Source organism: Collinsella sp. CLA-AP-H1 (assembly GCF_040092945.1).
In the GTDB taxonomy this organism is placed as follows: Bacteria; Actinomycetota; Coriobacteriia; order Coriobacteriales; family Coriobacteriaceae; genus Collinsella.
In genome coordinates, this window is record NZ_JBBNKO010000001.1 from 217,912 (window position 1) to 240,805 (window position 22,894).

Sequence of the window (22,894 nt, forward strand, 5' to 3'; positions counted from 1 at the left end):
TTTGGCGCGTGGATCTGCACAAAACGCCAAAGGCAATAAGGCCAATAACCAACCGGCATCTGCTAAGGGTGCCGGTTCTCATCTGCGTGCCAATAAGGGCCACGAGGCGGACTTCGACGATTTTGAGCCTTTGGTTGAGCCCTCGGCCAACCGTGATATCGCCGGCGTGGTCATCGCCGTTTTGGCGATTGCGTCCTTCATTGCCGTGATTTCGCCGGCGACCGCACCCGTTACGGCTGCGGTTGCCGGTTTCTACCACCTGGGCTTTGGTCTGGGCGCCTACGTGCTGCCGATCGTCATTTTGCTGTTTGCCGCCACGCTCTTTTTAGGCGAGGACTCGCCGCTCAACGTACGCTCTGTTGCGGGCGGCGCCGTGGTCTTTATCGCCGTCGTCTCCATTCTTTCGCTGATGGTGCCGGGTACGAGTGTCTCTTGTGACCTTATGTTCACGCCGCAAAATTTGTCCGCCTCGGGTGGCTACATCGGTGCGTTTATTGCGAGTGCGCTGCAGAATGCCCTGGGTAAGCCTATCGCGATGGTAGTCCTGTTGGGCTTTGTCGTCGTGGGCTTGGTCATCATCGGCTTTTCGGTTGGCGGCGTTTTGCGCTCTGCTCGCGACCGTGCGGCCGATTTTGCCGAGCGCCGTCGTGCCGATGTCAACGCCAGCCCGTGGGGTGACGACGAAGCCCTGTCGGTGCCCGGCGTTGCCCGTCCGCACCTGAGCATTCTTCGTCAAAAGGGCTCCGATGCTGCCGTGACCACGGTCATGGGCAACGATGTGGACCCGGTTTTGGATGATGACGACGAGGACGAGAATCCGTTTGTCGACGTGTCCGAGTCGGTTGAGGCTGAGCGCGCTAAGACGACGCTGCTGCCGCGCCGCCATGCCAAGAAGGGCAAGGCTGCGCCTAAGCTCAATACAAGCGAGCCCGACCCGTCTTGGTCCGATAGCGAGATTGAGCTCACCGAGGGCGATGACGAGGATGACGAGGCTCCGATTGAGACCACAAAGACAACTTTGCTGCCGCGCCGCCATGCAAAGCGCGACCAGGTAACCGGTCAGCTTTCGATGGAAGACGACCCCGATAAGATCGACGAGTCCGAGCCGCCGTTTGCCGTGAATCCTGTTTCGGCAGCACCTCAGATCCCCGACTTCTTGAAGCATCCCAAGGTTGCCGATGCGTCTGCCTCGAGTGCTGTCGAATCGGCTGCGGCTAGCGATGGGGGAGCGGACGGTGGCGCCGCAGATAACGAGGGCGAAGAAGAGGACGGCCTCAAGCTTCCGCCGCTCGAGATCCTGCACGCCAACCCGCAGTCGGCGTCCTCCGCGTCTTCGGACAAGGAGCTGGAACAGACTGCCGAGTCACTGCAATCCACCTTGCTTGAGTTTGGCCGCAGTGCCCGCGTGGTCGGCTGGATCGCCGGCCCCACGGTTACGACCTTTAAGCTTCAGCCCGGCGAGGGCGAGCGCGTGAGTAAGATTTCGAGCCTTGAGGACGATATCGCGCTTTCGCTCGCTGCCCAGTCGGTGCGCATCTTTGCCCCGATCCCCGGTACCTCGCTTGTGGGTATCGAGATCCCCAATCGCAAGCGCCAGAACGTCAACCTGGGCGACGTGCTGCCCTATGTGAAGGGCGGTCCGCTCGAGCTGGCCATCGGTCGCGATGCCGAGGGTACGCCGGTCGTCGCCGACCTCGCCAAGATGCCCCACCTGCTGATCGCCGGCACGACCGGTTCTGGTAAGTCGGTGATGATCAACTCCATCATCACGACCCTGCTCATGCGCGCGCTTCCCGAGGACGTTCGCCTGATCATGGTCGACCCCAAGCGCGTCGAGCTTGCGGGCTATAACGGTCTGCCGCATCTTTACGTGCCTGTAGTGACCGAGCCCAAGCAGGCCGCGAGCGCCCTGCAATGGGCCGTGTCCGAGATGGAGCGTCGCCTGAAGGTCTTCGAGCGCCTTAACGTGCGTAAGATCTCGACCTACAACGAAAAGCAGGCCGCCGGCGAGTTCGAGCATTACGATAACCCGCCGCTAAAGATGCCCTATCTGGTCATTATCATCGACGAGCTCTCGGACCTGATGATGGTCGCCGGTAAGGATGTCGAGGCCTCGATCGTGCGTATTGCACAGCTGGGCCGTGCCGCCGGTATCCACCTTATCGTGGCCACGCAGCGCCCCAGCTCCAACGTGGTGACGGGCCTCATTAAGGCCAACATCACCAACCGCATCGCCTTTAACGTCGCCACGGGCATCGACTCGCGCGTCATCATCGACCAGATGGGTGCCGAAAAGCTCACCGGTTTGGGCGACATGCTGTTCTCCAAGGTCGACTGGGGCAAGCCTCGCCGTATTCAGGGCTGCTTTGTCTCGGACGATGAAATCAACGAGATTGTCGAGTTCGTCAAGTCGCAAAGCGAGCCCGACTACCATGAGGAGATCCTGTCGGCTGTGGCGCCCGCTTCCATGTCCATGGCGGGTGGCGGCATTGTCCGCACCGGAGTTGCCGAGCCTCAGGACGACGACCCGCTTATCTGGGAAGCTGCTCATATTGTGGTGGAATCGCAGCTTGGCTCCACATCTGGCCTGCAACGTCGTCTGAAGGTTGGCTATGCGCGTGCCGGGCGTATTATGGACATGCTGGAAGAAAAGGGTGTCGTCGGCCCGCCCGACGGTTCCAAGCCGCGCGAGGTCCTGTTGGACGAGGAGGGGCTTGCCGCGCTGGAGTCTGTCGACGCCGAGATGGCACGTGAAGATCGTGAGTTTGGAGGATTCTGATGGCTGCACGCTTTGGTGACATGCTGCTCGAGCAGCGTCGCCGAATGGGCCTTTCCATTCAGCAGGTCGCCAACACCATCAAAATCAGGCCGCAGATCATCGAGTTTTTCGAGACCGGTAACTTTGCTTCGATGCCACCGCGCGGCTATGCGCAGGGCATGATTTCGAGCTATGCTCGCTTTTTGGGCCTCAATCCGCGCGATGTCGTTAATGCCTACTTTGACGACCTGATGGCATACGAACGCGAGACGTCGCAGCAGGGCGGTCGTTTCCAGGACGCCGCCGGCTACGTCAATTCGCGTTCCTCGGTCGATAACGGGCGCTTCCTGATGGTTCAGGGCGGTCGTTCGACCCGCTATGGACAGCGTCCTCAGCAGGCCGGTTATATTACCGAGACGGGTTCGGGCGAGGAGATTCGCTCACAGCGTGACCGGTTCCGCAGTACGCCGATGCCTGAGGACCGTGCGCTTCCCGCTGCCCGCGGCGTGGCGCGTGACCCTCGTGCCGGCTACGGCGACGGCGGCTATTCCGATCGCGGTTACCGTGGTGCCTCTACGGGACGCTCTCGCGGTGGCTATGCGGATGCCGATACCACGCAGGTAACGCCGCGTCTCCGCTCTCAGTCGCAGCCGTATGGCCAGCGCTCTTCGGTTCCGCGTTCGGGCCAGCGTAGCTATCAAGGCCGCGGTGAACTTGCGCCCCGCTCGGGTCAGCGCAGCCTTCAGGGCCAGGGTGGCTATCGCGGCCGTTCCGATAGCAATCGTGGCCGTATGCCTCAGGGAGGCGGCCGCAGCAGTTCCGGTCGTGGACGCGGCGGATCACGTACTCCTCAAAACAACGGGCTCGATCCGCGTATCGTCTACGCCGGCATCGGTGCCGTGGCGTTGCTGCTGATCGTGCTCATCGTGGTGCTTCTGCGCGGCTGCGCATCTTCGACGCCCGAGACCACGCCCGAGACGCCCGCTGCTACCAAGACGACGACCAAGAAGTCTTCTAAGAAGTCCGAAACGGTCGACGAGGACGAAGACACCGATGAGGCGACGGATGAGTCGACTGATTCGGACGCTACCAAGACGACGGCCAAGAAGGAAGAGAACGAGGTCACGAAGGTCAAAGTCTCCGTTGCCAAGGGAAAGACCGCGTGGATTGAGGTCAAGGTTGACGGCAAGTCGGTCTATGGCGCCCAGGCGACTGGCCCCTTTGAGCAGGAGTACACGCCCGAGTCTTCGATCGAGATCACCACGTCCAAGCCTTCCGATGTCACCGTTACCAAGAACGGTGAAAAGGTTCGTTACGATACCAAGACCTCGGGCGTGGCGCGTGTGACGATCACCGTTCCCAAGAAGGAGACGTCTGATTCCGAGAATGGTGAAAGTTCTGATGGTACCGACACCACCGATGGTACCGATACCACAGACGGTACCGATGCCCAGTCCACGGATGGCGCCGATACCGCAACTGACGGTCAGACACCCACCGATTCTACCGACTATTCGTACGATAGCTACTAGGCCGCTCGTACGCGAAAGGAAACATCATGGCTAAAGATTCCAGCTTCGACGTCGTGTCCGAGGTCAACATGCAAGAGGTCGACAACGCCTTCCAGCAGACCACGCGCGAGATTTCCCAGCGCTATGACCTTAAGGATTCCGGCGCCACGATCGAGCTTTCGAAGGGCGAAAAGCTCTTTACGATCAACGCCCCGGCCGACTTTGTCTCCAAACAGATTGTCGACGTGCTGAGCTCCAAGCTCCTCAAGCGCGGCATCGACCTCAAGGCCGTCTCGTGGGATGCTCCGCAGGCGGCATCGGGCGGCACCGTGCGCGTGCTCGGCCATATCGTCGAGGGTATCGACCAAGCGACCGCCAAGAAGATCAACAAGGACATCAAGGACCAAAAGCTTAAGGTCAAGGTGACCATCGAGGCCGACAAACTGCGTGTTTCCTCTGCTTCGAAGGACGCGTTGCAGACCGTGATCCAGTTCCTGCGCGACCAGGATTACGGCCAGCCGCTGCAGTTCACCAACTACCGCTAATATCAATCGAAAGGACTGCTCTCCAACATGGATACACCGTTGGGCTCCGTGCTCTACATCACTCTCGGGTGCGCTAAGAACGAGGTTGACACCGACCGCATGCGTTCTCTTTTGACCGCCGCGGGCTACGAGGAGGCATTCGACCCGCAGGATGCCGATATCGCCATCGTCAATACTTGCTCGTTCCTCGCCTCCGCAACGTCCGAGAGCATCGAGACCACGCTCGAGCTCGCCAACGAGGTTCAGGACGGCGTTCGTTCTTGCCCCATCGTCATGTGCGGCTGCGTGCCGTCGCGCTATGGCGATGACCTGCCTGACGAGCTGCCCGAGGTCGCTGCCTTTGTGAAGGCCGACGAGGAAGACGGCATCGTGTCGGTCATCGATGGCGTGCTGGGTGTCGAGCGTGAGATTGCAGCCTATATCCCGCAGGTCAAACGTACCGTCGAGGGTGCTGTCGCCTACGTCAAGATTTCCGATGGCTGCAACCGCTTCTGCAGCTTCTGCATGATTCCCTACATCCGCGGCCGCTATCATTCGCGCAATGCCGAGAGCATCATCTCCGAGGTGCGCGACCTGGTTGCCGGCGGTGTGCGCGAGATCGTGCTGATCGGCCAGGACACGGGCATCTGGGGTACCGACTTTGCCGACGAGGACGTCGCCGGTGGCTCGCCGCGCAATCTGGCGCAGCTGCTGCGTGCCGTCGCCGAGGCCGTGCGCCCGCACAACGTCTGGGTCCGCGTGCTCTATCTGCAGCCCGAGGGCATGACTGACGAACTCATCGAGACGATTCGCGATACGCCCGAGGTGCTGCCCTATATCGATATCCCCGTGCAGCACTGCGACGCGCGCATTCTCAAGGCCATGCGTCGCTCCGGTTCGCGCCAGGAGCTCGAGGATCTGTTCCGCGACCTTCGCGAGCGCATCCCCGGCATCGTGATTCGTTCCACGGCCATGGTCGGCTTCCCGACCGAGACCGACGACGAGTTCCGCGATCTTATCGACTTTATGGACACCGTCGGCTTTGACTACACGAGTGTCTTTGCCTACTCGCAGGAGGAGGGCAGCCTGGCCGCTAAGATGGAGGGTCAGGTCGACGAAGAGGTCAAGCTCGAGCGCGCCCAGGAGGCCATGGACCTGGCCGAGTCGCTCGGTTTTGCCGCCACCGCCGCACATGTGGGCGAGCGCGCCCAGGTAATCGTCGACGGTATCGAAGAGACCGAGGATGGCGCCGAGCTGATCGGCCATGCCTGGTTCCAGGCGCCCGATTCCGATGGCGCGGTGCATCTGGACGCCAGCGAGGCGTCCGTGGGCGATATTCTGACCGTCGAGTTTACCGATAGCTTCTGCTATGAGCTTATCGGTCATGTTGTGGAGTAGGAGAGCGTCGTGGCTAACGAGAGAAATAAGGAACTGACGAGTGTCTGGACGCCCGCCAACATCGTGACGTGCGTTCGCATCGTCTTTATCCCGGTGTTCATGATTGTGTCGGCGCTTTCTCACACGAGTGTTGCCGGTACGGATTGGAGCACCTTCGACGGCCCGCTCGCCGCCGCTGCCTTCATTCTGTATGTGATCCTGTCGTGCACCGATAAGGTCGACGGTTATCTGGCGCGTTCGCGCAACGAGATCACCGACTTCGGTAAGTTCTTGGACCCCATCGCCGATAAGCTGCTCGTGTTCTCGGCCCTGCTGCTGTTCTTGGATTTTGGCGCGGTGACCGTGTGGTCCGTGTTCATTATCCTGTTCCGTGAGCTTCTGGTGAGCGCCCTTCGCATGGTCGCGAGTGCGGCCGGTGTGGTCGTTGCGGCCGATAAGCTCGGCAAGTATAAGACGGCAACCACGATGGTCTCCATTTGCGGTTACCTGTGCGTTTTTGCTATGGCCGGCTTGCACCTTGGCCCGGTGGCGCTGACGCTCGGCATCTACTCGGTGTCGCGCTTCCTGTACGCCGTTGCCGTTGTCCTGACCGTTATCTCGGGCGCCCAGTACTTCTGGAACTGCCGCAAGATTGTCTTTTCGGTCTAGGTCCTGGTGGGTATGACGGACTCTTTTGAGCAGATTTCCGCACATAACGAGGAGCTGGCGCGTGATATTGTCGAGCGCGCGAGCGCTCGGGGCGTGACGGTTTCGACGGCTGAGTCGCTGACGGCGGGTATGATCGCCTCGACGATTGCCGATATCCCGGGCGCCTCGGCGGTGCTGCGTGGCGGTGCGGTGACCTATTGCGATGAGATTAAGCATCGTGTTCTTGGTGTTGAGCAGGAGACGCTCGACCGCTATACCGCGGTGTCGCATCAGACCGCGCGCGAGATGGCGGTGGGTTCGCTGGAGCTGTACCAGAGCGATATTGCAGTGAGCGCAACGGGTTATGCCGGCCCCGGCGGTGGCACTGAGGACGATCCGGCGGGCACTTTCTATATTGGCTGTGCGCATCGTTCCGCCGATGGGGGCGTGCCGGTCGTGGACTCTGTGCGCTGCCACTATGAGGGCGACCGTTCGTGTGTTCGTGCCCATGCGGTCACGGAGGCATTGGGTCGCATTGCCCTTGTGCTCAACTCTATGGAATAGACGTGTTTTAAGGGGCCTCCGAGCCCCTTAATTGTGGAGATAGGGACCTAAGGCTCATTTGGCGTTTGTGCTGGTTGTAGATGTATTTTTGCCTTCCTTGCTCTTATTTGTTCCTTTGTGGTCAAGCATTTGGTCAGTGTTTGGTCGGCGTTTGGTTGGGTTTTGGAAAGACCGCCTGCATATGATTGGCCTGAACGGTTGACCACGAACAGCCGTTCGTTTATTATCGATGCAGGTTGTTAAGAGGAGGGCTATTCATGGCCAAGAATTCAGGTCCCGTACGTACCGTTCATGCTCGCACGACGGGTAAAGAGCGCGATGAGATGATCGCCACCACCAAGGCCGAGATCGAGAAGAAATTCGGCCAGGGTTCCATCATGAGGTACGGCGACGGTGGTCCCGAGCTCGAGGTCGAGGCCATTCCCACGGGCGCCCTGGCCCTCGATGCCGCGCTGGGTATCGGCGGTGTGCCGCGCGGCCGAATCGTCGAGATCTACGGTCCCGAGTCCTCCGGTAAGACTACGCTTTCGCTCGAGATCTTGGCCGAGGCCCAGGCAATGGGTGGCGTTGTGGCATTTATCGATGCCGAGCACGCGCTCGATCCCACGTATGCCGCGCGCATCGGTGTGGATATCGACGAGGTGCTCATTTCCCAGCCCGATACGGGTGAGCAGGCGCTCGAAATCGTTGACATGCTTGTGCGTTCCGGCGCCATCGATGCCATCGTCGTCGACTCCGTCGCCGCGCTGACCCCGCGTGCCGAGATCGAGGGAGAAATCGGCGACACTACGGTCGGTCTTCAGGCTCGCCTGATGAGCCAGGCGCTCCGCAAGCTCGCCGGCTCGCTGTCCAAGTCCAACACGACGTGCATCTTCATTAACCAGCTGCGTGAGAAGATCGGCGTCATGTTCGGCAACCCCGAGACTACGACGGGCGGTCGCGCCCTTAAGTTCTTCTCTTCGGTTCGTATCGACATTCGCCGCATCGACAGCATTAAGCTTAAGGACGAGGTTATCGGTAACCGCGTGCGCGCCAAGGTCGTTAAGAACAAGGTGGCGGCTCCGTTCCGTTCTGCTGAGTTCGACATCATGTACGGTACGGGCATCTCTAAGGAGGGCTCGATTCTGGACATGGCTGTCGAGTGCGGCATCTGCAAGAAGATGGGCTCCTGGTTTGCCTATGGTGAGGACAAGCTCGGCAACGGTCGCGAGGCCGCCAAGGCGTTCCTGCGCGAACACCCCGATTGTGCCGACGAGATTGAGCATAAGGTCCGCCTTGCCTGCGGACTTGAGTTTGATGACGATGCTCCGTCCGAGGTCGAGCTGACCGATCAGCCTGCGCCTGAGGAGTTTGATGAGCTTTACGCCATCGATGGTTCCGCCATGCTCGATGATGACGACGAGTAGCGGTTACGCTCATGTCGTATACGGTGACCGAGGCCACGGTCGTCTTTCCCGATAAGAAGGCGGCCTCCTCGTTCTCGAGCGGGTATGCGTCCAAAAAGCCTTGCGCACATATCGATTGTGAGCTTGAGGGCGGTTTTGAGCGGTCCATTTGGATTCCCGTGCGGGTCGCGCGCCTGTATGTCAAAAACCGCCCCGATCTTCCCTGTGATTGGGGCAACTTTCGTGAGGCGGTGCAGTTCATCGAGCGTAAATGTGCACTTACCATGGTGACCGAGATGTTATCGCGCCGCGACCATGCGACGGGCGAGGTCCGTGACAAGCTGGCTCGCTACGGCTTTCACCAGCCCGCAATCGATTTCGCCGTCGAGCGCGCTACCGAGTATCACTTTTTAGACGAGAACCGCTTTTGCTCGTACTTTATCGAGGAGCGCAAGCGGCGCGGTTGGGGACAGCGCAAAATCGAGACCGAGCTCAAGCGCCGTCATGTCGTGCTCGATGACATTCCCGGTTATCCCCAGGATTATTTTGCCGTCGAAGACGATTTGGCGCGTGCGTCAGCCCTGCTCGCCAAGCGGCGTGTTCCAGAGACGCGCGCATTCGAAAAACTGGTTCGGTTTTTGATGGGCAAGGGCTTCTCTTATCACGTCGCCGCCGATGCCGTTAAGGCACGTCTCGATGCCGAACGCGAGGAATGTGCGGTTTAGGCGTATGCGTTTTGTGGCCCTGCCGTTCACCGCGTTTTAGCCGCCGTGCCGGGGCCATTTATTTGACAGTTGTTGTGGTTCAACGTACGATAAACACTGTCATTTGCTTTGTGATATGTGCTCATCTGTGATGAGTTTGTTTATATGTTTATCTGTATCCGACCCGCATAAGCTGCGCCCATATTACTCAAATGTCGCGAGCCGTTCGTAAGGACGGTTCGCTTTGTTGTGTAACGAATCCATAAAAAGGAGTGAGCATGCCTATCATCGCAGCGCTCGTTGGCATCGTTTTGGGTGCCATCGCCGCCATTGCCTACATGCGCACCGCCAAGCAGGGTAGTCTTCACGAGGCCGACGAAAAGATCCAGTCGGCACACGCACAGGCTGAGTCCCTGATCGGTGATGCTAAGCGTCAGGCCGAGACCCTCAAAAAAGAGGCTCTGCTCGAGGCTAAAGAGGAGATCATCAAGAACAAGCAGGCCGCCGAGGCCGAGGACAAGCAGCGTAAGAGTGAGATTCGTACGCTCGAGAACCGTGTGATGCAGCGCGAGGAGTCCCTTGATCGCCGAAACGACGCTCTCGACAAGCGTGAGCACCAGCTGTCTAGCCAGGCCGGTCAGGTCGAGAAGCGCTCCCGCGAGCTTGAGGAGCTCTGCGCCAAGCAGACCTCCGAGCTCGAGCGTATCGCCGACCTGACCCGCGAGGACGCCCACAAGGAGCTCCTCGATAAGGTTCGCGGCGAGGTCACCCACGAGGCTGCCACGATCATTCGCGAGTCCGAGCAGCAGGTTCGCGCCGAGTGCCACAAGACCGCCCAGGAGATTCTGTCCCTGGCGATTCAGCGCTGCGCTGCCGACCACACTGCCGAGGTCACCGTTACCTCCGTGCATATTCCCTCTGATGACCTCAAGGGCCGTATCATCGGTCGCGAGGGTCGCAACATCCGGACCTTCGAGCAGGTTTCCGGCGTCAACCTCGTGATCGACGACACGCCCGAGACCGTCGTTCTTTCGAGCTTCGACCCGGTCCGTCGTGAGACCGCCCGTGTTGCCCTCGAGAACCTCATCGCCGACGGCCGCATTCACCCCGCCCGCATCGAGGAGATGTATCACAAGGCTGCCGACCTGGTTCAGCAGCGCGTGCGCGAGGCTGGCGAGCAGGCTGCCTTCGATACCGGCATCCACGACCTGCACCCCGAGATCGTCAAGACCCTTGGTGCCCTGCGCTATCGTACCTCGTTTGGTCAGAACGTGCTTCAGCACTCCCTCGAAGTCTCTGACCTGTGCGGCGTGATGGCTTCCGAGCTTGGCCTGGACGTTGTGACCGCCAAGCGCGCCGGCCTGCTGCACGACCTGGGCAAGGCAATCGACCATGACGTCGAGGGCCCGCATGCCGTCATCGGCGCCGAGCTTGCCCGCCGTTATGGCGAGAAGCCCGTTATCGTTCACGCTATCGAGGCTCACCATGCCGATGTCGACCCCAACACGGTGCTCGATGTCCTGGTACAGGCCGCCGATGCCGTCTCCGCCTCTCGCCCCGGTGCCCGTCGCGAGTCTGCCGAGAACTACATCAAGCGTCTTGAGAAGCTCGAGGAGATCGCCAACTCCCATGAAGGCGTCGAGCGTACCTATGCCATGCAGGCTGGTCGCGAGGTCCACGTCATGGTTCAGCCTGACAAGATCTCCGATGCCCAGTCCACGGTCCTGGCTCACGATATCGCCCATCAGATCGAGGAAGAGATGGAGTATCCCGGTCAGGTGCGCGTCGTCGTGATTCGCGAGAGCCGCGCTGTCGATATCGCTAAATAACATGAGCGACGCGAACGAGCTCATCTCATTTATCGCGTCGATGTCGGGGGAGGGCAACCTTCGCGTCGAGGAGAACCTTGGCGAGGGTTATGTCCGCCTCCGCGTTTCGGAGGCCGAGCGGCGCCAGGCAAAGCACGACATTCAGCATCTCGAGGATATCGTCATCGAAATGCTCCGTAATGCTCGCGATGCCGGCGCCGACAAGGTCTATCTCGCCACGACCAAGGAAGATGGCGTCCGCACGCTTGTCTTTCTGGATAACGGTTCGGGCGTTCCGCAGGATATGCAAGAGCGAATCTTCGATGCCCGCGTTACCTCCAAGCTCGAGAGCATGAAGATGGACCGTTGGGGCGTTCACGGTCGTGGCATGGCATTGTTTTCGATCAAGCAGAACACCGACGAGGCCCGTGTGGTCACGTCCGGCGTCGATCTTGGTTCAGCCTTTAAGGTGAGCGTTGCAGCCGACCGCCTCAGTGAGCGTGCCGATCAGTCCAGCTGGCCCCAGGCCGTCAAGGATGAGGACGGACGTTATGTCTGTGCTCGCGGCCCGCATAATATTATTCGCGCTGCCTGTGAGTTTGCGCTCGAGGAGCTGCGTGGTTGCGATGTCTATCTTGGTTCTCCGTCTGAGATTGCCGCGACCCTTTATGCTCAGGCGTCAAGTCGGCTCGATACGTCTCGTCTCCTGTTTATTGATGACGAGAGCGAGCTTCCGGTTGTCGATCGTTTAGGCCTTGCCTCTGATGCCGAGGACTTTATTCGTATCTGCTCGGGTTTGGGTCTTGAGATGTCCGAGCGCACGGCACATCGCATTTTGGCAGGGCAGATTAAGCCCGTTCGCGGTGTGACCGCGCGTCTGCTGCGCGAGCGTGATTCGTCCTCGCATGCGCCGGCTCCTGTCGATCTCGCGAAGGATCGTCGCGGGCTTCGTATTGCCAAGGATGACATGGCACAGTTTTCGCGTGCTGTGGAGCGCGACTTTAATGACCTTGCCGCCCGGTACTATCTCAACCTTTGCGGCGACCCAAAGATTCGCGTTTCGCGTGATCGAATCACTGTGACCTTCGATCTTGCCAAAGAGGAATAGTGCCTTTACCGAGTCCACTCGGTACGATACAGTTATTGCAGTTAAAACGTACTTTTAAACGCAGGAGTTTCTTCATGGATTGCCTGAAGGTATCAAGCAAATCATCGCCCGCGTCCGTTGCCGGCGCCATCGCCGGCATGGTCAAGGATGGTGTGCCCGTCAACATTCAGTGTGTCGGCGCCGGTGCGGTCAACCAGGCCATAAAGGCCGTGGCTATTGCGCGCGGTTTTTTGATTCCAACCGGGTTTGATATTTCCTGCGCGCCCGTGTTCTCCGACATCCTCATTAACGGGGAGTCGCGCACGGCCATCCGTCTTTCTATTTACGTTCACCAGATCAATCGAGCTGCTATGGATAACGTCGTCATGGATGATGTTAAGCCTGTGGCATAGCTTCTGCTTGCCTCGATTCGCCCCCCTCTCCATCGTTAGGACTTATGCACATGGACCAGCGTTCCGTACGCGATATTCTTGCCGGTAAAACCTACTTTATCCGCACCTTTGGCTGCCAGATGAATCAGCACGACTCCGAGCGCGTGAGCGGTCTGCTCGATTCGTATGGTTGCCTCATGGCGCTCGATCCCGAGCATGCCGATATTGTTGTCTTCATGACATGCTGCGTGCGCGAGGCCGCCGATACTCGCCTGTACGGCCAGTGCAATTCCTGTAAAAGCCTGCCGCCTTCGCCTTCGGGCAAGCGTGTGGTTGCCGTTGGTGGTTGCATCGCGCAGCGCGATGGCGAGGGCCTGCTCACCAACGTCGATAACGTCAATGTCATCTTTGGTACGCATTCCATCGCACATGTGGCCGAGCTCATTGCCGAGGCATTCCTTGATGGCAAGCGTCATATCCGCACCAATGAGCATGAGGATACGGATGCCATGAGCATGCCGTGGCATCGCGAGACCCAGTATCACGCTTGGGTGCCCATCATGACGGGCTGCAATAATTTCTGTACCTATTGCATCGTTCCGTACGTGCGCGGTCGCGAAAAGAGCCGCCCCTTCGAGGAGATTGTCGACGAGGTGACCGGTTTGGTGCGCCAGGGCGTGCGTGAGATTACGCTGCTGGGCCAAAACGTTAACTCATATGGTCGCGATCTGTTTGGCAAGCCGCGTTTTGCCGATCTGCTACGTGCCGTGGGCGATACGGGCGTGGAGCGCATCTTCTTTACGTCTTCGCATCCCAAGGATCTGCTGCCCGAGACCATCGACGCCATGGCCGAGACGCCTGCTGTTATGCCGCAGCTGCACCTGGCCGTCCAGTCGGGCTCGACGCGCATTCTCAAGGAAATGAATCGCCGTTATACACGCGAGGACTATCTGGGCCTGGTCGATCGCATTCGCAACCGGATGCCCGATATCGCGCTCTCGACCGACATCATCGTTGGCTTCCCGGGCGAGACTGAAGAAGACTTTGAGCAGACGCTCTCACTTGCCGAGACGGTCCGCTATGCCCAGGCCTATACCTTCATCTATTCCAAGCGCGCCGGTACCCCGGCCGCAGAGATTGACGATCCTACGCCGCATGAGGTTATTCTCGAGCGTTTCAACCGCCTGGTTAAGGTTATCGAGACTACGGCACACGAGTATAACCAGGGTGAGCTTCATACTGTGGTGCCGGCGCTCATTGAGGGAACGAGTAAAAAGAACGACGCGGTCCTGCTGGGCAAGAGTCCCAAGAATCAGACCGTGCATGCGCCTATCCCCGAGGGTTACAGCATCGATCAGCTTGTTGGCAAGATCGTTGATGTTGACGTTGACGTTGCCAAGACCTGGTATTTGTCCGGCTCCGTTGTGGGCGAGCCGCGCTAATGGTTTCTCCCAGGGCAGGTCTTTCCGCCGTTGCGATCGTTGGTCCGACGGCGGTTGGTAAGAGTGATGTTGCCGACCGTTTGGCAGCTCGTCTTTCGTCCGAAGTGTTGTCGTGCGATGCGATGCAAATCTATCGCGGCATGGACATCGGTACCGCAAAGATGGCGCCCGATGAGTGTACGGCGCCGCTGCGTCTCGTCGACATTGTAGAGCCGGGTGTGGCATATTCTGCTGCGCTTTATCAGGCTGGCGCTCGCGCGCATGTTGAACGTCTCCTTGGTTCGGGTTGCCTGCCGGTTTTTTGCGGAGGTACGGGGCTGTATCTCAAGGCCGCCCTCGATGAAATGGACTTTCCTTCGGGTGAACTTGAGGACGATCGTCGTATGGGCTATCAGGAGCTTGCCGAGCGTATTGGCGAGGAAGAGCTGCATGCCCTGCTTGCCGAGCGCGACCCAGAATCGGCTGCTGTTATTCATCCCCATAATGTGCGCCGTGTGATTCGTGCGCTCGAGATGCATGATGATGGTATCTCCTATGCACAGCAAAAAAGTCAGTTTAGTGTTCCGCGCGAGCATTATCATGCTCTATGGTTTGGTCTGACGCGTAATCGCGAGGTGCTCTACGAGCGCATTAACCTGCGCGTCGATCTGATGTTTGAGCAGGGTCTTGTCGATGAGGTTCGCGGTCTTATGGACCAGGGGCTGGGAGATGCCCTGACGTCGATGCAGGCAATTGGCTATAAAGAGATCATTGATGCTTTCAATGGCGTGATTTCTATGGATGAGGCTCGCGAACTCATCAAGATGCGTTCGCGTCGCTATGCCAAACGTCAGCTTTCGTGGTTTAAGCGCGATGACCGTATCGTGTGGTTTGATATGGACGAGTTTACGAACGATGAGGTCGTTGAGGACATCCTGCATCGTATTGAGGCTGCCTAATGGCCCGTTTCCCCCTTGTTCCCACGGCACCCGAGCCCGAGCGTGCCATATTAGTTGGTGTTGAGTGGCGCGACAATGCATGGCCACTCGATCGTTCGCTTGACGAGCTTGAGCGCCTGGCCCATACGGCTGGCGCCCAGTGCGTGGCGCGTTTGTCACAGCGTCTGGTTAAGCCGTATCCAAAATCGTTTATCGGTTCCGGTAAGGTTGAAGAGCTGTGCGGCCTGGTGCATCGCATGGATGCCGATGTCGTTATCTTTGACGACGACCTGACGCCCTCGCAGCAATCCTATTTGGAGAAAGCCGTGGGCGAGCCGGTAAAGATTATCGATCGTACAGCACTGATCTTGGATATCTTTGGCCTGCATGCTCAGACGCGTGAGGGACGCCTACAGGTACAGCTGGCGCAGCTTCAATATCTTTTGCCTCGTCTGCGTGGCATGTGGAGCCATCTTGCCAAGGAGCAGACGCGCGGCGGCATCGGTTCGCGCTTTGGCCAGGGTGAAAGCCAGCTCGAGGTTGACCGTCGCTTGATTCGCAATAAGATTGCCGCGCTTCGTCGTGAGCTCAAGCAGGTTGAACAGCGTCGCGATGTCCAGTCCAAGAGCCGCATTGAGTCTCCGGCGTTTCGCGTCGCGTTAGCCGGTTATACCAATGCCGGTAAATCGACGTTGCTCAATCGTCTGACCGGCTCTACGGTACTTTCGCAGGACAAGCTGTTTGCTACGCTCGACCCGACGACGCGTTCGTATCGCCTGCCCGGCGGTCGCGGCATGACGATCACCGACACTGTCGGCTTTATTCAAAAGCTGCCGCATGGTTTGGTCGATGCCTTTAAATCGACGCTGTCCGAGGTGTTGGGTGCCGATCTAATTCTCAAAGTCGTAGATGCGTCTGACGAGGACTATGAGCGACAGCTGGAGGCTGTCGACCGCGTGCTTGATGAGATCGGCGCTGGAGAGCGTTTAACGCTGACCGTATTCAATAAAATCGATCTTCTCGATAGCGTTGATCGACTGAGCTTCCGGCGTCGCTATCCCGAGGCCGTGCTGTTCTCGGCCCAGACGGGCGAGGGACTCGACGATCTCGTCGACCGTATTGCTCGTGAGGCGGCTGCTACCGATGTGTTGCTCTCTGCTGATATCCCGTATCGCGAGGGCGCCCTCATCACGCTGGTGCATGAGCAGGGAACCCTTTTGCACGAGGAATATCTTGAGGGCGGCGTTCGCATTGTGGCGAAGCTGCCGGCCCGTATCGCGCCGCGGCTCGAGCGTTATCGCACCGAGTAGACGAGCTCCAAAAAGCCCAGAATAATGGGCTGATGCAGCAGATAAAAGGGGAGTGCATGACGTCCAAGGCTGGCGAGCGCCGGGACGGGATTGGCGTAGGCCCAGCTAGGGACGGTCTTATCGATTCCCTTCGCTATGTGTGCGGCGTAGTATCCTGCAAGATACATAAAGAAAAACGGGATGATGGGGTAGTAATCACCTGAGACAAACCCCGGGCTCGGAAATCCCAGCCACGCCAGGTGGGGGACAGGGTAGATCGTTTTGGGGATGCTCCAGGTGAGGGTAAACAACAAAAGGCATAGGGACATGCCCCATCTCGCCGATATCTTCTTAAGGACGGGATCGGTCAACGCCACGATGCCGGTACATGCGGCCATGCAGTAGATGATGCCAAAATTAACAGAATCGTCAACTGAGACAAGTGTTGTTGCCAACCAGACGACGAGTGCTGCTAAGGCGTATTTGGCGGCACGTTTGATATTGTTGCGCGAAAGGGTGCACATCCAACCCGCGATAAACAGGAATACCCAGCTGATGCTGGCACGCCAGATGTCTTGAAAGACGGTCTGTGTAAACCAGGGCATATCCCAACCGTACAGGTAGGCAAGATCGTAGCAAGCGTGAAAACCTGCCATTGAAATCATCGTAAACCCGCGGACGGTATCAAAGATGGTGATGCGTTTTTGCATTACGAGAACCGGCGCATCAAGCCGACGACTTTGCCCAAGATAACGGGATTCGTTGCATAGATAGGCTCCATGGTGTCATTCTCGGGCTGCAGGCGTACGCGTCCCTGCTCCTTGTAGAACGTCTTGACGGTCGCTGAACCATCAATCATGGCCACGACAATTTCGCCGTTCATGGCACTCTTTTGTTCACGGACGATGATGTAATCGCCATTGAAGATGCCGACATTGATCATTGAGCTCCCATGCACCTCAAGGATAAAGGAACCCTGATCGGTGGCGATTTCGGTCGGGATAGTAAAAGTGTCTTCGATATTCTGTTCGGCCAGAATGGGAATCCCAGCCGCGACGCGACCAACGAGCGGTAGCGAGACCGTTCCGCGAGGTGCGGTGGGCTCGTCAGATTTAGAAATTGAGACAGAGGAACCGTCCTCGTTAAAGAGTTCCAGAGCACGCGGTTTGGTGGCATCGCGCTTGAGTAGCCCGCGCGCCTCCAGGGCAGAGAGATGGGCGTGCACGGTGCTGGGAGAGGATAGGCCCACGGCAGATGCCATCTCGCGCACGCTGGGCGGATAACCCTTCTCCTGCTGATATTCCTTGATGAAGTCGTAAATTTGCTGCTGACGCTTGGTAATTTTGCGAGCCATCAGGGCATCCTCTCTACCCATGTCAAACAAATGTTCGAATTTTGCTTGACAGGAACAACTGTTCGAAGATAATAATAACCGAACATTCGTTCTCGCGCTAGACATTTTTGTCCGCGCGGCTTGATAAAACTGTTCTCAGCAAAACACGCGAGAGGAGAACATGATGAACGCAACGAATATGGTCCAGGGAAACCTCGCCCTTAAGCTCGAGACGCCTGCCGCGCCCGCTTTTACTGTTGTCAAGGGTGGACGTTCCGGTTATCAGCCTTTGCCCGTAAAGTCTGCTCGCACTCAGTATGCTGTTGCCGCGCCGACTCCCGCTGCCCTGAAGGTCTCGACGATTGTTGCCGTCGCCGTTTCGCTCACGCTCTTTTTTGTCCTCGCTACGTCGGTCTTTAGCGCTCGTCACGCCGCGTATGCCGAGTCCGTTTCCAACGTTACCTATGAGACCATTCGCGTTCAGCCTGGTGATTCTCTTTGGTCGCTTGCCGAGGAATATCCAATCGAAGGCCTTTCCACGCAAGAGACTTCCGACATGATCCGTAACGTCAATCATCTGGAGCATGGTTCGCTCGCCGCCGGTGCGCATCTTAAGGTTCCTGCTCGTTCGTAATCATTATCGCGCTGCGCATGGTACCCTTGTTATCGTTTAAGAGGAGGTACCATGCGCTGTCCCAAATGCGGCAAGGCACATACCCGCGTCGTTGATTCCCGTATGCAGGAGTCAAATAACACCATTAAGCGCCGTCGCGAATGTTGCTCGTGTAACTACCGCTTTACAACGTTCGAACGATGCGAAGACCCAATCGAGGTCATTAAGTCAGACGGAACCAAGCAGCGGTTCGATCGCAATAAGCTGCTCGTCGGCTTGATGCGCGCCACCATCAAGCGTGATATCGACACTAAGAAGCTCAATGAGATTATCGATGACATCGAGGTCGAGCTGCGCTCTCGCACGCTGACGGCCGTCACGTCCCATGAGTTGGGTGACATGGTGCTCAAGCGCTTGGCCAAGATCGACAAGGTGGCGTACATCCGCTTTGCCTCGGTCTACCGCGATTTCAAAGACGTCGATGAGTTTCTGCAAGAGCTCGACAAGCTAAGGTGATTCCATGTTCAACATTACCGTCAACATAAAGCGTCTCGACCCCACCGTCGAGCTTCCCAAATACGCCCATCCCACCGATGCCGGCTTGGATCTGCGCTCCAACGAGGACTGCGTCCTGAAGCCCTTCGAACGTCGTCTGGTCTCTACCGGGCTGGCCATCGCCCTGCCCGATGGCCACGCCGGCTTCGTCCAGCCCCGCAGCGGCTTGGCCATCAAGCAGGGCCTGTCTATAGTCAATACGCCGGGCCTCATCGACGCCCACTACCGAGGAGAACTCAAGGTTATCCTCATCAACCTGGATCCCTCCAACAACATCCAAATCAACAAAGGCGACCGCATAGCCCAACTCGTCATCCAAGAAGTCCCCACGGTCAACCTCATAGAAGTAGAAGAACTAGACGAAACCGACCGAGGCAACGGAGGCTTCGGCTCCTCCGGCGTCGCCTAGTTGCTTCCGTCCGCTCACCCGTGGGAGGACCCTATATATCATCCCATGCTCAAACATTCTCGCTGCGCTGCGAAACTGCGCGTGGGACGATATATAGGGCCCTCCCACGGGTGAGCTACGTTTGCATGCTTGTAACTACCGTGCCTCTTCGCTGGAAGCTGATAGCATTAATCGATTTGTAAGCCGGTGCGACAAGGGAGTTTCTCCTTTGTCGCACCGGCTTTCTAGTCGGATTGCAATTTGTTTTCAAGCAGGAAGCCTCTCGTCCGGGACTCACCCATATCGTTCCACGCGCAGTTTCGCAGCGAGCGCAGCGAAGCGAGAATGTTTGAGCATGGAATGATATGGGTGAGTCCCGGACGGGTGGGATTAGTGCGCCCTGCGAAGCGAGAATGTTTGAGCATGGAATGATATAAGGGCGGCTCCGGCAGAGCGGCGGACATTCGACTAGCGGATATGCGCGGGTTTTCCGCCCCAGTAGAAGCGGCAGAAGGCTCGTTTGCGCTTTTGGGGTTTGCCTGCGAGTTCCATGGTGGCGACGGCGATGTCTTCGGCTGCGTGGGGGCGGCGTAGTACTTCACCATTGATGAGCAGTGCCTTGAGCGACTCCGGATGATCGTGGAGATGGCGTAACGTCACGATGAGCTCTCGTGCCGTGGTGACGTGCATGCTGGCGCCCATGCCGGTGAGCATAGTGGTGTTGGCTTTTTCCTGGCCATATGACTTGCCCAGCAGGATCATCGGCAGATGTGCGCAGAGACACTCGGTGACCGTGAGTCCGCCCGATTTGAGGATTGCCAGGTCGCAGCCGTGCATGAGGGCCGCCATGTCGTCGACATAGTCCAACACCGTGACGTTCTCGAGCTTCATGGCATCGAAGAGCGTCTTCAGCCGGGTGGCATACTCCACGTCTTTGCCGGGCAAAAAGACAAAGTGCATGTCTTCGAAGCTTCGCAGGAAGGGGAGTGTGTGGTCCATCGCCGCGCGAAAGCGGACGTAAGGCTGAGGCAAGCTGGCACCGGCCATTACCAGCACGATGGTCTTGTCGATGGGGAGGTTGAACTTGGCTAGCTCTTCCTCGCGATCGTAATCGGTGTCGAATCCAGCGCGAATAGGAATGCCGGTAATGCGTATCTTTGTCTCGGGCACCTTGCGCGGACGCAGCGTTTCGGCCATAAATTCGTTGGCAACACAGAAGAGATCGGTGTCCTTATGGGGCCACCAGCCCTCGACTTCGTAGTCGGTCGGGACGCAGATGACCGGATAATCGATACCCGTAATTACGCGGGCGCCCACGGCTACATTGGCTGCCGTGATGTGCGTTGCGACCACGGCTATGGGCCTTCGGCTACGAATATATTCATTGAAGGCGGGGAACATAATTCGCGACCATGCCGTGCCGCCACCCCAGAGAAGATGTCCCGTAAGCGTATATCGCCAGGTCAGGTCGTAAATTGGGCGCGTGGCTCCCGTAAAAGAAGCCGCTGTCTTATTGCCGTCGAATTTAATACGTCCAAAATCAAGGATATCGAGCACTTCAATCTCAACGTCCTCGGGGATGCCATTGGTGCCGCGGATGAGGTCGAATGCTTGCGCAATCGCATTTGCGGCGGCCTTGTGACCCGAGCCGACCGAGGCGTGCACGATGGTCACGAGGGGTTTTTGCTGAGCCAAGAGCGTGGTTTGCTCCGATTGGGGAGTGCTGTGCGTGAGCAGGGGAGCGTCGTCGCTCGTCTGCGTCTGATCCATCGATAACTCCCCTTCGACGTTGTATCACGGATTTATCATTGTAGTGCATGAGTGTCACGTTCACGTAAATTTGGGTATGAGCGCAAAGAACGACAACGTTTCGACGAGAGGACTCTTCATGATTACCGATCAGACAATCGACGTTGCGATCATCGGCGGCGGCCCCGCGGGCTATGCTGCCGCCATTTATGCGGCGCGCGCCAATCTAACGACGACTGTCCTTGAGCAGGGCATGTCGGGCGGACAGATTGCCACGAGCAACGAGATTGAGAATTATCCTGGCATTCCGCTGCTGAGCGGTGCCGAACTTGGTGAGCGATTCCAACAGCATGCTGAAGGCCTGGGGGCTCAGGTTGAATGGAGTATGGTGACGGGAATCGATTACGATGCCGATGCGGCTCAATTTACCATCCATCATGACATGGGCGACACAGCGGCCAAGAGCGTCATTGCGTGCATGGGCGCCACGCCGCGTCCTGCGGGTTTTATTGGCGAAGACAAGTATCGCGGTCGTGGCGTTTCGTACTGCGCGACGTGTGACGGCATGTTCTTCCGTGGCAAGCAGGTCTTTGTTATCGGAGGCGGCAATTCAGCATGCGAGGAGGCGCTGTTCCTGTCCGACATTGCCAGCAGCGTGACCATCGTGCTGCGTCGCGATCAGTTTCGTGCACCCGAGGGCGTTGTGAATAAGGTGCTTGCTAAGGACAATATTTCAGTTAGGTACCAAACTAGTATTGTTGAGCTTTCTGGTGAAGCGATGCCCACGACAATTACGTTCAAGGACAATGCAAGCGGTAAGACGCATGCCGAGACCTTTGATCCTGGCTCGTTTGGCATCTTTGTCTTTACCGGAACGCAACCCCATACCGAGCTTGTTGAGCATCTAGTTGATTTGGCGCCGGACGGCGGTATTGTTACTGATGATTCCATGGCGACCCGCACGCCAGGTCTATTTGCCGCTGGCGACATTCGTTCCAAGCGTTTACGCCAGGTTGTGACCGCCGTTTCTGACGGAGCCATAGCAGGAACGAGCGCATACGCGTTTCTCCGCGGATAAGTACGATAATATATCTTATGTAAGGATGCTATCTTTAAAACAAAGTGGTTGGACGGTGCATCAATGTGCTGTCCAACCACTTTTACTTTCCTGCTATATAGTATGCAAAACTAGATAACCTAGAATACAATATAGCTAATGAACGGAGGATCCTTATGAACCACGCCAAACGCGTTATCCCGATGTCTGATTCGTCGGTCAGCATTAAGCCTGAGGATATTCAGCCCACTGTGCTGCCCGATGCATTTATTCAGTCCGATATCGTGCGCAAACTCAATACGTTGAGTCTGCCGCGCTATAACCAGTTGCCCAATGTGACACTCTACCGCGACCAGGTCATTGAGTATGTTGCGCTGTGGATGGAGCCGCTGTCCATTTGCGTTGAGCAGCCTGTCATTACGCCATCGATGATCAATAACTACGTGAAGGTCGGCCTGGTGCCTGCTCCGGTCAAAAAGCAATATGGCCGCGAGCAGATTGCCCGCCTAATCGCTATCTGCATCTTTAAGCAGGTGCTACCTATTGCCGCGGTACAGGCACTCTTTAACATTCAGCGTTTGAGCTACGATGCCCCGACGGCCTTTGATTATGTGGTCGATCAGCTCGAGGCGTCGATTCGTTCGGCATTTTCTGTCGAGCAGACGCCGGTTCCCGATACGGCGCATCAGGTAACGCGTGAGTCGCTGCTTGTGCGCAGCGCGGTTTCATCCTTTGTTTCGAAGGCTTACTTGATGAGCTATCTCAAGTTCAACGGGTTTAATAGCTAGCCGAC

22 protein-coding genes are annotated in these 22,894 nt (G+C 57.8%); 19 read left to right on the top strand and 3 right to left on the bottom strand.

The genetic code is table 11. The features are described 5' to 3' along the window. Position 1 precedes the first annotated feature (1 nt). From AAAV44_RS00965 to hflX, 14 genes are all read left to right on the top strand, one after another. Complete coding sequence (locus AAAV44_RS00965; protein ID WP_349114085.1) at positions 2 to 2,779, top strand: DNA translocase FtsK 4TM domain-containing protein; 2,778 nt, start codon at positions 2 to 4, stop codon at positions 2,777 to 2,779. After that, a complete protein-coding gene (locus AAAV44_RS00970) occupies positions 2,779 to 4,290 on the top strand; it encodes a helix-turn-helix transcriptional regulator (protein WP_349114086.1) in 1,512 nt (503 codons plus the stop codon). The genes AAAV44_RS00965 and AAAV44_RS00970 overlap by 1 nt, the downstream gene beginning before the upstream one ends. Positions 4,291 to 4,316: 26 nt before the next feature. Beyond that, the gene (locus AAAV44_RS00975; protein ID WP_349114087.1) at positions 4,317 to 4,814 is read left to right on the top strand and encodes a YajQ family cyclic di-GMP-binding protein; all 498 of its coding nucleotides are present in this window, start codon (positions 4,317 to 4,319) and stop codon (positions 4,812 to 4,814) included. Between the two features lie 27 nt (positions 4,815 to 4,841). Continuing rightward, the gene (gene rimO / locus AAAV44_RS00980) at positions 4,842 to 6,191 is read left to right on the top strand and encodes a 30S ribosomal protein S12 methylthiotransferase RimO (protein ID WP_349114088.1); all 1,350 of its coding nucleotides are present in this window, start codon (positions 4,842 to 4,844) and stop codon (positions 6,189 to 6,191) included. Positions 6,192 to 6,200: 9 nt separating this feature from the next. Beyond that, on the top strand, positions 6,201 to 6,839 hold the full coding sequence (gene pgsA / locus AAAV44_RS00985; RefSeq protein ID WP_349114089.1) for a CDP-diacylglycerol--glycerol-3-phosphate 3-phosphatidyltransferase: 639 nt from the start codon (positions 6,201 to 6,203) through the stop codon (positions 6,837 to 6,839). A gap of 12 nt (positions 6,840 to 6,851) precedes the next feature. After that, entirely contained in the window at positions 6,852 to 7,382 is a 531-nt protein-coding gene (locus AAAV44_RS00990) for a CinA family protein (protein WP_349114091.1), read from the top strand. Positions 7,383 to 7,639: 257 nt separating this feature from the next. Then, entirely contained in the window at positions 7,640 to 8,788 is a 1,149-nt protein-coding gene (recA, locus tag AAAV44_RS00995; RefSeq protein WP_022094695.1) for a recombinase RecA, read from the top strand. Between the two features lie 11 nt (positions 8,789 to 8,799). Beyond that, complete coding sequence (locus tag AAAV44_RS01000) at positions 8,800 to 9,492, top strand: regulatory protein RecX (RefSeq protein ID WP_349114093.1); 693 nt, start codon at positions 8,800 to 8,802, stop codon at positions 9,490 to 9,492. Between the two features lie 257 nt (positions 9,493 to 9,749). Further along, positions 9,750 to 11,300, top strand: coding sequence for a ribonuclease Y (gene rny, locus AAAV44_RS01005; protein ID WP_117770339.1), 1,551 nt, complete (start codon positions 9,750 to 9,752; stop codon positions 11,298 to 11,300). 1 nt (position 11,301) lies between these two features. Further along, positions 11,302 to 12,387, top strand: coding sequence for an ATP-binding protein (locus AAAV44_RS01010; protein ID WP_349114094.1), 1,086 nt, complete (start codon positions 11,302 to 11,304; stop codon positions 12,385 to 12,387). 74 nt (positions 12,388 to 12,461) lie between these two features. After that, entirely contained in the window at positions 12,462 to 12,779 is a 318-nt protein-coding gene (locus AAAV44_RS01015; protein WP_006235982.1) for a stage V sporulation protein S, read from the top strand. Positions 12,780 to 12,829: 50 nt separating this feature from the next. Next, positions 12,830 to 14,200, top strand: a complete 1,371-nt coding sequence (gene miaB, locus AAAV44_RS01020; protein WP_055285164.1) for a tRNA (N6-isopentenyl adenosine(37)-C2)-methylthiotransferase MiaB — start codon at positions 12,830 to 12,832, stop codon at positions 14,198 to 14,200. After that, on the top strand, positions 14,200 to 15,138 hold the full coding sequence (miaA, locus tag AAAV44_RS01025) for a tRNA (adenosine(37)-N6)-dimethylallyltransferase MiaA (protein ID WP_349114096.1): 939 nt from the start codon (positions 14,200 to 14,202) through the stop codon (positions 15,136 to 15,138). Before miaB ends, miaA begins: the two co-directional genes overlap by 1 nt. Then, positions 15,138 to 16,427, top strand: a complete 1,290-nt coding sequence (gene hflX, locus AAAV44_RS01030) for a GTPase HflX (protein WP_217108120.1) — start codon at positions 15,138 to 15,140, stop codon at positions 16,425 to 16,427. Before miaA ends, hflX begins: the two co-directional genes overlap by 1 nt. Here the strand turns inward: hflX and AAAV44_RS01035 are convergent. Beyond that, entirely contained in the window at positions 16,412 to 17,116 is a 705-nt protein-coding gene (locus AAAV44_RS01035) for a heparan-alpha-glucosaminide N-acetyltransferase (RefSeq protein WP_349114098.1), read from the bottom strand. The two genes, hflX and AAAV44_RS01035, sit on opposite strands and share 16 nt — an antisense overlap. Further along, a complete protein-coding gene (lexA, locus tag AAAV44_RS01040; RefSeq protein WP_040359862.1) occupies positions 17,116 to 17,760 on the bottom strand; it encodes a transcriptional repressor LexA in 645 nt (214 codons plus the stop codon). The genes AAAV44_RS01035 and lexA overlap by 1 nt, the downstream gene beginning before the upstream one ends. A 163-nt stretch (positions 17,761 to 17,923) precedes the next feature. Between lexA and AAAV44_RS01045 the strand changes: the two genes are divergently transcribed. From AAAV44_RS01045 to dut, 3 genes are read left to right on the top strand one after another with little or no spacing between them, the layout of a single operon-like run. Further along, positions 17,924 to 18,373, top strand: a complete 450-nt coding sequence (locus tag AAAV44_RS01045; protein ID WP_217750538.1) for a LysM peptidoglycan-binding domain-containing protein — start codon at positions 17,924 to 17,926, stop codon at positions 18,371 to 18,373. A gap of 51 nt (positions 18,374 to 18,424) precedes the next feature. Further along, positions 18,425 to 18,868: a transcriptional regulator NrdR gene (gene nrdR / locus AAAV44_RS01050; protein ID WP_022093781.1), complete on the top strand. Its 444-nt coding sequence runs from the start codon at positions 18,425 to 18,427 to the stop codon at positions 18,866 to 18,868. A 4-nt stretch (positions 18,869 to 18,872) separates the two neighbouring features. Further along, on the top strand, positions 18,873 to 19,316 hold the full coding sequence (gene dut / locus AAAV44_RS01055) for a dUTP diphosphatase (protein WP_349114100.1): 444 nt from the start codon (positions 18,873 to 18,875) through the stop codon (positions 19,314 to 19,316). A 447-nt stretch (positions 19,317 to 19,763) separates the two neighbouring features. On the opposite strand, the gene AAAV44_RS01060 is transcribed toward dut, so the two are convergent. Beyond that, positions 19,764 to 21,065 carry a glycosyltransferase gene (locus AAAV44_RS01060; protein ID WP_349114101.1) on the bottom strand — a complete coding sequence of 434 codons (1,302 nt, stop codon included), beginning with the start codon at positions 21,063 to 21,065 and terminating at the stop codon, positions 19,764 to 19,766. Between the two features lie 118 nt (positions 21,066 to 21,183). Between AAAV44_RS01060 and AAAV44_RS01065 the strand changes: the two genes are divergently transcribed. Together AAAV44_RS01065 and AAAV44_RS01070 are read left to right on the top strand one after the other, a co-directional pair. After that, positions 21,184 to 22,122, top strand: a complete 939-nt coding sequence (locus tag AAAV44_RS01065) for an FAD-dependent oxidoreductase (RefSeq protein ID WP_349114102.1) — start codon at positions 21,184 to 21,186, stop codon at positions 22,120 to 22,122. Between the two features lie 155 nt (positions 22,123 to 22,277). Continuing rightward, positions 22,278 to 22,889: a DUF1836 domain-containing protein gene (locus AAAV44_RS01070; protein ID WP_193221473.1), complete on the top strand. Its 612-nt coding sequence runs from the start codon at positions 22,278 to 22,280 to the stop codon at positions 22,887 to 22,889. Positions 22,890 to 22,894: the final 5 nt, after the last annotated feature.